The organism is Corynebacterium sp. sy039 (assembly GCF_007904105.1).
Lineage (GTDB): Bacteria > Actinomycetota > Actinomycetes > Mycobacteriales > Mycobacteriaceae > Corynebacterium.
Window position 1 is genome coordinate 762,370 of record NZ_CP042325.1, and the last position, 12,126, is coordinate 774,495.

The following is a 12,126-nucleotide window of genomic DNA, read 5'->3' on the forward strand; positions in this document are numbered from 1 at the left end:
AAAAGAACAGGAGTGATGATGGGGGATCTTGACGGAAAGAAAGTAGTAGCAGTACATGCGCACCCTGATGATGAGGCGATCTGGACAGGCGGCTTATTAGCGCAATTAGTGCGGCGTGGTGCTGATGTCTTGGTGGTTACTTGTACTCTTGGCGAACAAGGGGAAGTGTTTGGGGAAAAATATGGTCAGTTAGTAGCAGAGCATGCTGACCAATTAGGCGGTTTTCGCATTCATGAGCTCCATCGTTCTCTGGAAATCCTGGGGGTACGTGGTCAATTTTTAGGTGCCCCGGGGCAGTGGCGTGATTCGGGTATGCAGGGTGATCCAGCTAATGACCATCCACGTGCTTTTATCAATTCTGGGGCGGATGCTGTGCAACAATTGTGTGAGATTTTCCAGTATGAACAGCCAGATTTGGTTGTCACATATGGTCCTGATGGCGGCTATGGACACCCCGATCATATTCGTGCTCACCACATTACGCATGAGGCGGCTCAAGTAGTAACCATTCCTCGTATCTTGTGGGCAGTAACTGGTAGAACTGAACTGGACTTAGCTTTGAGAGCTTTCGACGCTCCTGATGGCTGGCATAAACCTGATATAGAAGAATTAGCAAGTGTATCGCAGTATGATATTTCTGTTGCACTGACGCATAGCGATGTGGCAAAGAAAATCGCTGCAATGCGTTCTCACGCCACACAATTAGCCATCGCAGATGGTAAGAGCAATGATGTTCATGATACTGTCTATCAAGCAAGAATTCATGATCACGCACTTGTAGCTGAAGTTTTTGCGCTCACAAATCGTCTGGCGCGGCCAATTATGCGTACAGAGGAATACCAAATTGGGGCGCAAATAAATGATTATCCATGCACTGATGTTATGGCAGGATTATAGAATGGCTGAGCAAGCGTCGGAAAGCATAAAAGTAACTGAAAAGCATACCTATAGTGGTTTTAGCCGCGGGGAACAGGTGATGGGCTTATTGTGGCTATGCCTTGGTTCATTGCTTTCTGCATTATTAGAAATAGTGTATCTCGGTGTGCATATCGCTGGGATTCCAGCACCATTTATGATTCTTGTTGCTTATTTTTTTAATGCAGTATTGACTCGGACAGCGTTGTTATGGACGAAAACTAAAGCGCTAGCTTTATTACCACTATATGTGTGGGTAGCGGCATTTTGTGTGTTGAGTATCTGTGGAGAAGTCAGCGGTGATCAACTTGTTGCTTCTAGCTTACGTAGCGTCGTGCTGCTTTTATGTGGTGTTCTTGGTGGTAGTTCGCCGCTGACGTACAAGAGATGACATAATGGATGTAGCGTAAAAACTAGATTTGCTATATTAGTGATGATAATTATCCCTTAGCAGTGTGAACTGGAGATTTAATAGCCAATGACGTACACAATCGCACAGCCCTGTGTTGATGTTATGGATAAGGCCTGCGTAGAAGAATGCCCTGTCGATTGCATTTATGAAGGAAAACGTTCCCTCTATATTCACCCAGATGAATGTGTCGACTGCGGGGCGTGTGAGCCAGCGTGTCCTACAGAAGCCATTTTCTATGAAGATGATGTTCCAGATGAATGGCTTGATTACAATGATGCGAATGCAGCGTTTTTCGACGATCTAGGATCACCGGGTGGCGCGGCAAAACTAGGTCCACAAGATTTTGACCCACCATTGGTAGCGCAGCTACCGCCGCAAGCGTAAAACACCTAAAGAAAAGGCAAGGCAGCATGGCACGCACACAACTTGGTTCTCTTCTTCCAGATTTCCCCTGGAACTCCTTAGAACCAATAAAGGCGCAAGCACAAGCACATCCAGATGGGCTTATTAACCTTTCAGTTGGTTCTCCCATAGATGAGGTTGCGCCAGGTATTCAACTTGCCTTGAGCCAAGCTGCTGCAGCACCAGGTTATCCGCAAACGATTGGCACCCCTCAATTACGCCAGGCCATTATTAAAGCATTGGAACGACGATTTCATTGCCCACAAGTAAAAGGGGTTCTGCCGGTCATTGGTACCAAAGAAGCAATCGCGTTATTACCTACTTTACTGGGAATACGTGGGCACGTTCTCATTCCCAGCATTGCATATCCTACCTATGAGGTCGCAGTGCTCATGGCTGGGGCAACCCCAGTCCGTTGCGATGATCCTAGCGAGTTGCCGGAAGATATTGCACGCGACGTAGATTTGATTTTCATTAACTCACCGGCCAATCCTACGGGTGAGATAATTGCGCTTAACAAATTGCAACAGCTTATTGCTTGGGCACGTGAGCATAACGCCATCATTGCCTCTGATGAATGCTATCTTGGTCTTGTCTGGGAAGGAGAAGCATTCTCTGTTTTAGATGAGCGAGTATGCGCAGGTAATCACGATAACATTCTTGCAATTCATTCCCTTTCTAAAACATCTAATCTTGCTGCTTATCGTGCTGGTTTCTTCGCTGGCGACGAGCAACTTATCGCTGAGCTAACAGAAGTACGCAAGCATGCTGGGTTGATGATGCCTGGTCCTAACCAAGCAGCAATGGCAGCAGCTCTCGATGATGACTTGCAGGAACAACTGCAGAAAATGCGTTATCAGAAGCGTCGTGAAGCCCTGCTTGAGGCGTTGACTCAAGCAGGTTTTCGGATTGAGTATTCTGAAGCGGGGCTATATTTGTGGGCAACTCGTGACGAGAACTGCTGGGATACCGTACGGTGGTTTGCACAGCATGGTATCGTCGTAGCGCCAGGTTCTTTTTATGGTGAGCAGGCAGAGAACTTTGTTCGTATTGCGCTGACTGGTTCTGATGAGGATATTGCTCAGGTAGTGCAGCGATTAGGTTCCTAATCATATAATTCCTGTGTATATTGCGTGTGATTGGCTTGAATGTGCCTTGAGCGAGTAAAGTTTCCTGGGTTACTTTATTCGTGTGGAAGGATGATACATTTGACCGATCTGGATCTGTCACGATTTGTGCGTAATTTTCGACAGCTCATCCAATTCGGGATTGTGGGCGGTTCAGGCGTATTCGTCAATGTTGCTGTAGTGATTGTAGTCAGAAAACTACTGCAATGGGGCTGGGGTATTTCTGAATATGACTCCTTCTTTAATATCTTTGGTACACCTTTCAACGTCCGTTGGTATCACGTTTTTATGGCATGTGCCTTTTTGATCGCAAATACATGGAATTATCAACTCAACAGAATGTGGACGTTCAATGATAGAACGCTGCGTAGTTGGTGGCGTGGTTTCTTTCCATTCCTTTTGACCGGATTTACCGCTTTTATCGTCAGCACTGCTGTGGCGACGCTACTGATGAATGCACAATCGCCAATATCTTTACCGGATCATATTTTTGATGATTCCACCGGTTTTAGAACAAAAGTATATTGGGCTAATGCCATAGGCACGATGATTGCCATGCCAGTCAACTTTATCATCAACAAATTGTGGACTTTTAGAAAACCACAAAACCAGGTGGCAATGGATAAAACTATAGAAGAAAGCCCACAGGTAATCTAAAAATATGTCTTTGCGATCACAAACACAACCAATAGCAGCGCAACTTTCCACATTAGATCGCTTTTTGCCTCTCTGGATTGGCCTAGCCATGCTCGCAGGTCTGCTCTTAGGGCATTATATTCCTGGGCTACCGCATGCGCTTGAGATAATAAAAATTGGCGAAGTTTCTTTGCCCATTGCAGTGGGACTTTTAGTGATGATGTACCCTGTGCTGGCAAAAGTTCGCTATGACAAAGCTCATCAGGTGTTGGCTGATAAAAAACTCATGCTCACCAGCATTATTCTTAATTGGTTCGTTTCGCCAGCTTTTATGTTTGCGCTCGGGTGGATTTTCCTTGCCGATTTACCCGAATATCGCACCGGGTTAATTATCGTTGGGTTAGCACGATGCATTGCAATGGTGATGATTTGGAATGATCTAGCCTGTGGTGATCGTGAATCTGCAGCGGTGCTTGTTTTTATTAATTCTCTTTTTCAGGTTATTGCTTTTGGAATACTTGGGTGGTTTTATCTTCAGATTCTTCCATCATGGCTGGGACTTCCAACCACAAGCGCGCAATTTTCTTTCTGGTCAGTGACCAGTTCCGTATTATTCTTCCTTGGGGTGCCGCTCATCGCAGGATTTATTACACGAGTGATGGGGGAGAAAACTAAAGGAAAAGACTGGTACGAGCATATTTTTCTACCTCGACTTAGCCCCTGGGCTCTCTACGGATTGCTGTTTACAATCGTCATCTTGTTTGCACTACAAGGCCGTAGCATCACAGATAGGCCTTTCGACGTTGCCCGCATTGCCATTCCACTATTGATTTATTTTATTGTCACTTTTTGCGCAGGAATGTTTATTGGGTGGCTGCTCAAACTTGGTTATGCCAAAACCACGACGCTTGCTTTCACCGCAGCTGGCAATAACTTTGAGCTAGCTATTGCCGTAGCAATCGGTACATATGGTGTGGCCAGTGGTCAAGCATTGGCAGGAGTGGTGGGACCGCTTATTGAAGTGCCAGTGTTAGTCGCGTTAGTGTATGTAGCCTTATGGTTGCAACCTCGGTTTACTGCAGCACAGGGCAGTGAGGTGGAATAAAATATGTCAAAAATTGTCTTTGTATGCCAGCGCAATGCTGGAAAATCTCAAATGGCAGCAGCCGTTATGCGCACTTTATCGCCTGAAATAGAGGTGGTTTCTGCAGGGGTTAAACCTGGCGTAGCGTTGAATGAACTTTCAATGCAGGTGCTTAGGCAACGAGGATATGAAACAGAAGGCGAACACCCAAAATCGCTCAGGGCAGAACTCCTCGACCACGCAGATATGGTGGTCTTTTTAGGCAATGAAGCACATTATGATGTTCCCTCACATATACCGGTTCAGCGCTGGAACACAGTGGAACCATCTTTAGACGGTATTGAGGGGATTCGCAGAATGAATATGATTCTTGACGATATTGAGCACAGGGTACAACAACTTATCAATGCCCTATCGGAGGTAGGGCATTGATAATCAGGAAAGTACAAAACTAATTTGCGTGAAGAGCTGCATTAAGCTCAACAGCTTGAGATTTCCAAGGTAGTGCTTCAACCACACCAGTAGTAGAGTTACGGCGGAATAGCACATTATTGGAACCTGCCAAGTCAAGCGCCTTGACATATGCGCCATCTTCGCTGCCTAGAGCGTGAGCTACCGCACCACGTACAGCGACTTTTGCACCTGCAGTAACATAAGTACCAGCTTCTATGACACAGTCATCACCAAGCGGGATACCACATCCAGAGTTTGCTCCCAATAAACAGCGTTGACCAAGAGAAATAACTTGTTTTCCGCCACCAGAAAGTGTGCCCATAATGGAGGCGCCACCACCAACATCTGAGCCATCGCCGACGACGACCCCAGCAGAAATTCTGCCCTCCACCATAGAATTACCCAAAGTACCAGCATTGAAGTTGACGAATCCTTCATGCATAACAGTGGTGCCTTCTGCAAGATAGGCGCCAAGACGTACGCGGTCAGCATCACCAATACGCACGCCTGAAGGAACAACATAATCAACCATGCGAGGGAATTTATCTACTGAATAAACAGTAACTGTGCCGCGTCGTGATAATCGCGCTCGGGTAAGCTCAAAGTCTACCGGAGAGCATGGACCAAAATTAGTCCATACTACATTAGCGAGTAGTCCGAAAATACCGTCAAGGTTTTGTCCATGTGGACGAACGAGACGGTGGGATAGTAGATGGAGGCGTAGGTATGCGTCGTACGCATCAGTAGGTGCCGCGTCAAGATCGGCAATAGTTGTAGCAATGGCGACGCGAGTAACTAACCGATCGGAATCTTTCCCGACAAGCTCGCGAAAATGCTCTGGAATGGCTGAGCCTTCGAGCGTTTCGGTGTTTGTGTGAGCAGTAGCTTCGGATGCGTTAAGTTCTGGCTGTGGATACCACGCATCCAAAACAGTGCCGTCATGAATAACAGTTGCAATACCAAGTGCATAAGCAGAAGTCATAGTGACTACTCTAGCCAAAACCACGCCAAAGCGGCGTGATAGACATATTCTTTAGGCTTCTTTAGCAGATGTATTTTTCCTGCTGAGGAGTGAGAGCAGCACAATAGTCCCAAATACAATAGCTACTGCGACAACTTGTTGGCGAGCGCCTTCGTCGCTAAGCATCAGTAATGTCAAAGCACTTAATGCCACCAACGTGAATATCGATAACCAAGGGTAGAGCCACATACGAACTGTAGTTATTTCATTATTGCGCTCTAGCTCAGGATGAAGTTTTAAGTAACTTGCGCTAATGAAAAACCATAAAACAAGCAAACAACCGCCTACTGCATTAAGGAGGAAAGTTAATAGTCCTTCTGGGTTCCAGTATTGCAGCCCGACGGACAAAAAGGCGAATAAAATCGACAAGAGCACCGCATTTGTCGGCACATTCTCTTTATTGGTTTTGGCAAAAAATGCTGGTGCATTATTGCGTTGAGCGAGAGAGAATACAAACCGTGAGGTTGCATAAATCTGGGCATTAAAGGCAGATAGCAGAGCAAGAACAATGACTACTTCCATCACACCTGCGGCACCGGGAATTTTAGCAAGACGCAAAATATCTGCAAAAGGAGATTGCGCTGCCGAACCGGAGCTTTGGATGCTGGAATACGGCATCAAGAAAGTGATAATGAGCACGGAACCCATATAGAACAAGGAAATGCGCCAGATAATAGAACGTACAGCAACGGCAATGGATTCCTTAGGCTTTTCTGATTCTGCAGCAGCAATAGCAATAATCTCAATGCCGCCAAAAGCAAAGGCTACAGCTAAAAGTCCGGTAGCAATACCTGCTATGCCATGCGGCATAAAACCAGCGCTGAGGAAATTTTTTGTACCAATGAATTCATGTCCTGGTAGTAACCCAAAAATCAGTAGCGTACCAATAACAAGGAAGAAAATAAGAACAGCTACCTTAATAAAAGCAAACCAGAACTCAAATTCACCAAAGCCTCCGACGCGCGCCAAGTTGATTATGGTGAAAAAGACGACGCACACCAGCGCAGGTATCCACGGGTCGCATCCGAACCATGTGGACATAATTGCCGAAGCGCCAGTCATTTCTGCACCGATAACCATGATGAGCATGAACCAGTACAGCCAACCAACGGAGAAACCAGCCCAACGTCCAAAGGCCTGTTCAGCATAGACGGAAAAAGAGCCAGATACAGGACGTGCTGCGGTGAGTTCACCAAGCATTTGCATGACGAATACCACGATAATGCCAGCGAGGATATAAGCAATGAGAATTGCCGGACCTGCTGCTTTAATTCCTACACCTGCACCTAGGAATAATCCAGAACCGATTGCAGAACCAAGTCCCATCATGGTGAGGTGACGAGTCTTAAGACCTGCGCCAAGTTCAGAACTATCTTTGGCATTAGTCAGTGTGGTGCTTATTGGCTGTGCGTTACCAGCATGCACTTCGTTATTGTTACTCATACCTATTGAGAATAAACCGATATACGGTAAAAAAACTATTTTTACGTAGTTTATCTGCATTATGTTTATAAAATACTGTGAGTAAAAGCGAGCAACTCTGCATTAACATTCCTGGTAGTGCCTAAAGTGGTGCTCAAAACCGCTACACTAGATAGACGTGTCTACTTCTTCTAATGCTGCACTTGATCTTTATTCATCACCTATTGATTTGACTCGTCAACTTGTGGATGTGGAAAGCCCATCGCATCATGAGAAAAACATTGCTGATCTTATTGAAGCTGCATTGCGGTCAATCAATGACATACGGGTTGATCGGCATGGCAATACGATTGTGGCAAGAACACAACGCGGCTTGAGTAAGCGTGTTCTCTTAGCCGGACATATTGATACTGTGCCCATTGCGGATAATGTACCTTCTACTCTTGGCGTCGATAAGCAAGGGCGTGAAGTTATTTTTGGTTGCGGCAGTGTGGATATGAAGTCTGGATTAGCAGTGTATCTGCACACTTTTGCCAAGCTTGCCCATAGCGATACTCTGACAAAAGACCTCACCTTAGTATGTTATGAAGGTGAGGAAGTATCCAGTGAGTTCAATGGGTTAGGGCACATCGAGGCTGCTCATCCGCAATGGTTGGAGGCAGATGTTGCACTCTTGGGAGAACCGACCGGTTCTGTTATTGAGGCTGGTTGTCAGGGATCGATCCGGCTGAAAGTGATTGCTCATGGTGAGCGCGCCCATTCTGCACGTTCGTGGCTGGGGACAAATGCAATGCACGTGTTGGCACCAGTGATTAGTAATATCGCTCACTATCAGCAGACACGTGATCAAGAAATAGAAGTAGATGGTTGTCTCTATCATGAGGGGCTTAACATTGTGCACATGGAATCAGGAGTGGCTACGAATACTATTCCAGACCATGCATGGATGTTTGTTAATTTTCGTTTTGCGCCTCACCGCAGTGTTGATGAAGCTCTAGAGCATATGCTCAGTGTGCTAGATCTGCCACAAGGGGTCGAATATCTGATTGATGATGCAGTTCCTGGTGCGCGTCCTGGGCTTGACCAGCCGGTAGTGGCAGAGCTCATTAACCAAACTGGTGGTGTTTTCCGTGCGAAATACGGTTGGACTGATGTGGCACGTTTTTCCGCACTAAAAATTCCTGCAGTCAATTTTGGGCCAGGTGATCCAGCTTTTTGCCATAAGAAAGATGAGCAGTGCCCGGTGGCAATGATTGATGAGGTGGCCACCGTACTGAGCGCATATCTTACTTCCTAGCAGCTCCTGAGTTATGTGGTCGCTAGGAACTGTATCGTACGAGATGCATAAGGTGCATGGGCATATGCGGTATGTAGGTATGAGCAATAATGCGCCTTCATATTCTGTTTACTTTGACCTAGTAGAAAGAAATTGATTGTGCACTGCGCATTGTGATGCATAGCCGTGTATCTGTGCGCTATTAAATAAAGAAGTTATGAGCGATAGAATCGATAGAACAAAGAAGACTGATATGACAGAGATCCCCCAAGAACAAAAGCGTATGCTTCGTGGACCATTACTTGTTCGACAATCATCACAGCCACATGAATCTACTTATGACCAGCGACTTCTCGAATTAGGTGCGGATCATGATTGGTTACATGCAGATCCGTGGCGTGTGCTGAGAATCCAAAGCGAGTTTGTTACTGGATTTGATTCCCTTGCGCAGCTGCCGACGGCAGTAACAGTGTTTGGTTCTGCCCGCGTGGCGGAAGGCACCAAATACTATCAGCTCGGACAAGAGCTGGGTAAGAAACTCGTCGAAGCGGACTATGCTGTGATTACTGGTGGTGGTCCAGGACTTATGGAAGCCTGTAACCGTGGTGCGCATGAGGCAGGGGGGCTTTCTGTTGGGTTAGGTATTGAAATACCGCATGAGCAAGGACTTAACCAATATGTTGATGTAGGACTCAATTTCCGTTATTTCTTTGCACGCAAAACTATGTTCCTCAAGTATTCCCAGGCTTTTATGTGCTTACCAGGTGGTTTTGGTACCTTAGATGAGCTTTGTGAAGTCTTGTGCATGGTGCAGACTAAAAAAGTTACTAATTACCCCATTGTGCTCCTTGGTACTGAGTTTTGGTCTGGAATGCTCGATTGGCTGCGTGATCGCTTAGTTGCAGAAGGTATGATCAACGAGTCTGATTTGGATCTCTTTCTTTGTACTGATAGTCCTGAGGAAGCTGTAGCACATATCGTAAACATACATCGAACCATGCTTGATGAGCACGAAGACCAGGGATAATATGGTTTCTTCTGCTTTTCTTGATCCTGATGGTCTTGCCTCAGTGATGGCGATTATTAATCGCACACCAGATTCTTTCTATGACAAAGGCGCAACACAGACTTTCGACGCTGCTCTAGAACGTGCGCACGCTGTGATCACTGCCGGAGCTCGTATTGTTGATATTGGTGGCGTAAAGGCAGGACCAGGGCAAGAAGTGAGCGTGGCAGAAGAGATTGACCGTGTGGTTCCGCTTATCAGTGCAATTCATCAACGCTTTCCTCAGATAACCATTTCTGTCGATACATGGCGCTCGTCTGTCGCTGAGCGTGCGATTAATGCTGGGGCAACATTGGTCAATGACACGTGGGCAGGGCATGATCCAGAGCTTTCTGCGGTGGCGGGGCATTACAGAGTAGGTTATGTGTGCTCGCATACTGGTGGGGTCATACCGCGCACACGCCCGTATCGGGTGCATTTTGATGATATTGTCGCCAGCGTTATAGAAGAAACAACACGTCAAGCAGAATGCGCTATTAACCGAGGTGTGCCTGAGGAAAAAATCCTCATTGATCCAACGCATGACTTTGGTAAGAATACTTTTCATGGTTTGACTTTATTGCGTCATATTGATCAGATTGTTGCTACTGGTTTTCCCGTGTTAATGGCATTGTCTAATAAAGACTTTGTTGGAGAAACACTTAATCGTCCAGTTCAAGAGCGTGTTGCCGGTACTTTGGCTGCTACTGCATGGGCAGCGCATCATGGTGTTGCGTGTTTTCGAGCTCATCAGGTGCAAGAAACAATTGATACTATTGCTATGACCGCAGCAATTCAGGGAAAAATTGCGCCGCGTGCTACTACTCGGGGGTTGGCATGAAGTTGAGTATTGTTATTCCAGCGCTCAATGAAGAAAAAACTATTGCTCAAGTAATAGTTTGTGTTCAAGAGAGTATTGCTGCGAGTTCTTTTGCGCAATCGGATGTTGAACTATTAGTTATCGACGCTGATTCAACTGACAACACGTATCATGAAGCAGCAGCAACTGGCGCTTGTGTGCTCAATTGGCGTGAGATCATACCTCATATTCCACCGCGAACTGGCAAAGGGGAATCGTTATGGCGAGGCGTATATGCTGCTCGTGGTGAGATAGTTATGTTTATTGATGCGGATCTAGAGACTGTCGACCCGATGATTGTCTCCAAGTTAACCGCCCCTTTTAGCAATCCACAGATCCATTTAGTTAAAGCAGACTATCGACGTGCTTTCCAAGGACAACCAACTGGAGGTGGCAGAGTTACCCAGTTATCTGCTAAGCCGTTATTGCGTGCGTTTTTTCCCGAACTTGCATCCATTAACCAGCCTCTTGCAGGGGAATATGCTATTCGACGTTCCACTGCGCTTTCTTTGGCTTTCGTCGAGGGCTATGGTGTAGAAATAGGATTGCTTATCGATATATATCGTCGCTATGGCATCACTGCTATTGCCCAAGCACAGCTGGTTGATAAGTATCATCGTAACCGCACTTTAACGGAATTGAGTGCAATGTCTGATATTGTTATTGCAACTATTTTGGATCGTGTGGGCATCGTAAATGAGCTTGGTATCAACCAACGTATGCCAATTGATGCTATAAGCAGCCAAGCCAATCTAGGAGAGGGAAAATAAGTGTTATCGTGGTTGTTGCTTACTGTTGTCGTCGCGTTTTTTGCGCTTATCATTGCACTGATTATGGGAACACTCTCTGGTTCAGGCGAGCGGCAGAGTGCCCGGGAGCTCCATCCTCGGGCTGAGCTTATGCAAGGCAACCGCAATGCTGTTGCTACCCATGACGTCGATGCCGTACATCTTGAGTTAGCGTTGCGCGGTTATCGACAAGATCAAGTTGATGATCTCATCGAGGCGCTTTTTGCTCGTATTGATTATCTGGAACAACAAGTGCAAGGTGCTGGAAAGACTAGGGAAGTAAGCGCGCATACTGAGTAGCGAGTTAGGTGGTACTAACAGGTATTCTTGCTTTCTCTAATAGATCGCAGTATTTTTTCTAGCAATGTATGATAAGAAGAGTTGGTATCTGCGCCACAAGCCATTATCTTTTATTTTTCATAATGATGCTTATGTCTTATTATCAATGTAATTTTCAACTGAGGAAGCGGTAAAACAAGTGGCAGCTATGAAGCCTCGTACAGGTAACGGCCCAATGGAAGTAGTGATTGAGTCTCGTAAAATCGTTATGCGTATTCCTACTGATGGCGGTGGGCGGTTGGTTATTGAGCTCAATAAGGAAGAAGCTACCCAGTTGAGTACCTTATTGAGCGATGTTGCGCAGTGATAGACTTCGCGTTGTTATTCCCTAGCCGTATTAGCCTCTT

Annotated in this window: 15 protein-coding genes; 13 read left to right on the forward strand and 2 right to left on the reverse strand. The window is 46.1% G+C overall.

All coding sequences use genetic code 11. The features are described 5' to 3' along the window. The first annotated feature begins 18 nt into the window (after positions 1 to 18). The 7 genes from mshB to FQV43_RS03475 all read left to right on the forward strand — a co-directional run bounded on the left by mshB (position 19) and on the right by FQV43_RS03475 (position 5,008). Complete coding sequence (gene mshB, locus FQV43_RS03445) at positions 19 to 897, forward strand: N-acetyl-1-D-myo-inositol-2-amino-2-deoxy-alpha-D-glucopyranoside deacetylase (protein WP_146340384.1); 879 nt, start codon at positions 19 to 21, stop codon at positions 895 to 897. 1 nt (position 898) lies between these two features. Further along, positions 899 to 1,306: a hypothetical protein gene (locus FQV43_RS03450; RefSeq protein ID WP_144274476.1), complete on the forward strand. Its 408-nt coding sequence runs from the start codon at positions 899 to 901 to the stop codon at positions 1,304 to 1,306. An 87-nt stretch (positions 1,307 to 1,393) separates the two neighbouring features. Further along, entirely contained in the window at positions 1,394 to 1,711 is a 318-nt protein-coding gene (gene fdxA, locus FQV43_RS03455; protein WP_144274478.1) for a ferredoxin, read from the forward strand. 26 nt (positions 1,712 to 1,737) lie between these two features. After that, positions 1,738 to 2,838, forward strand: coding sequence for a succinyldiaminopimelate transaminase (dapC, locus tag FQV43_RS03460; protein ID WP_146338890.1), 1,101 nt, complete (start codon positions 1,738 to 1,740; stop codon positions 2,836 to 2,838). Positions 2,839 to 2,937: 99 nt separating this feature from the next. Beyond that, positions 2,938 to 3,513, forward strand: a complete 576-nt coding sequence (locus FQV43_RS03465) for a GtrA family protein (protein WP_246846953.1) — start codon at positions 2,938 to 2,940, stop codon at positions 3,511 to 3,513. 4 nt (positions 3,514 to 3,517) lie between these two features. Continuing rightward, positions 3,518 to 4,597 (forward strand): ACR3 family arsenite efflux transporter, encoded by a 1,080-nt coding sequence (gene arsB / locus FQV43_RS03470; RefSeq protein WP_146338894.1) that lies wholly within the window; start codon positions 3,518 to 3,520, stop codon positions 4,595 to 4,597. Positions 4,598 to 4,600: 3 nt separating this feature from the next. Further along, a complete protein-coding gene (locus tag FQV43_RS03475) occupies positions 4,601 to 5,008 on the forward strand; it encodes a low molecular weight phosphatase family protein (protein ID WP_144274486.1) in 408 nt (135 codons plus the stop codon). 19 nt (positions 5,009 to 5,027) lie between these two features. Here the strand turns inward: FQV43_RS03475 and dapD are convergent, their stop codons facing one another. Further along, on the reverse strand, positions 5,028 to 6,011 hold the full coding sequence (gene dapD, locus FQV43_RS03480) for a 2,3,4,5-tetrahydropyridine-2,6-dicarboxylate N-succinyltransferase (protein ID WP_146338896.1): 984 nt from the start codon (positions 6,009 to 6,011) through the stop codon (positions 5,028 to 5,030). A gap of 51 nt (positions 6,012 to 6,062) precedes the next feature. Beyond that, complete coding sequence (locus tag FQV43_RS03485; protein ID WP_246846989.1) at positions 6,063 to 7,379, reverse strand: amino acid permease; 1,317 nt, start codon at positions 7,377 to 7,379, stop codon at positions 6,063 to 6,065. A 271-nt stretch (positions 7,380 to 7,650) separates the two neighbouring features. Between FQV43_RS03485 and dapE the strand changes: the two genes are divergently transcribed. The 6 genes from dapE to FQV43_RS03515 all read left to right on the forward strand — a co-directional run bounded on the left by dapE (position 7,651) and on the right by FQV43_RS03515 (position 12,086). Continuing rightward, positions 7,651 to 8,769 (forward strand): succinyl-diaminopimelate desuccinylase, encoded by a 1,119-nt coding sequence (gene dapE, locus FQV43_RS03490; RefSeq protein ID WP_146338899.1) that lies wholly within the window; start codon positions 7,651 to 7,653, stop codon positions 8,767 to 8,769. 196 nt (positions 8,770 to 8,965) lie between these two features. Continuing rightward, positions 8,966 to 9,775 (forward strand): TIGR00730 family Rossman fold protein, encoded by an 810-nt coding sequence (locus FQV43_RS03495; RefSeq protein ID WP_246846954.1) that lies wholly within the window; start codon positions 8,966 to 8,968, stop codon positions 9,773 to 9,775. 1 nt (position 9,776) lies between these two features. Further along, positions 9,777 to 10,634 carry a dihydropteroate synthase gene (gene folP / locus FQV43_RS03500; protein WP_146338901.1) on the forward strand — a complete coding sequence of 286 codons (858 nt, stop codon included), beginning with the start codon at positions 9,777 to 9,779 and terminating at the stop codon, positions 10,632 to 10,634. Next, positions 10,631 to 11,422 carry a glucosyl-3-phosphoglycerate synthase gene (locus FQV43_RS03505; protein ID WP_144274496.1) on the forward strand — a complete coding sequence of 264 codons (792 nt, stop codon included), beginning with the start codon at positions 10,631 to 10,633 and terminating at the stop codon, positions 11,420 to 11,422. The genes folP and FQV43_RS03505 overlap by 4 nt, the downstream gene beginning before the upstream one ends. Further along, the gene (locus FQV43_RS03510; protein ID WP_146338903.1) at positions 11,423 to 11,740 is read left to right on the forward strand and encodes a hypothetical protein; all 318 of its coding nucleotides are present in this window, start codon (positions 11,423 to 11,425) and stop codon (positions 11,738 to 11,740) included. It begins immediately after the preceding gene. Positions 11,741 to 11,918: 178 nt separating this feature from the next. Beyond that, positions 11,919 to 12,086, forward strand: a complete 168-nt coding sequence (locus FQV43_RS03515; RefSeq protein ID WP_144274500.1) for a DUF3117 domain-containing protein — start codon at positions 11,919 to 11,921, stop codon at positions 12,084 to 12,086. Positions 12,087 to 12,126 lie beyond the last annotated feature (40 nt).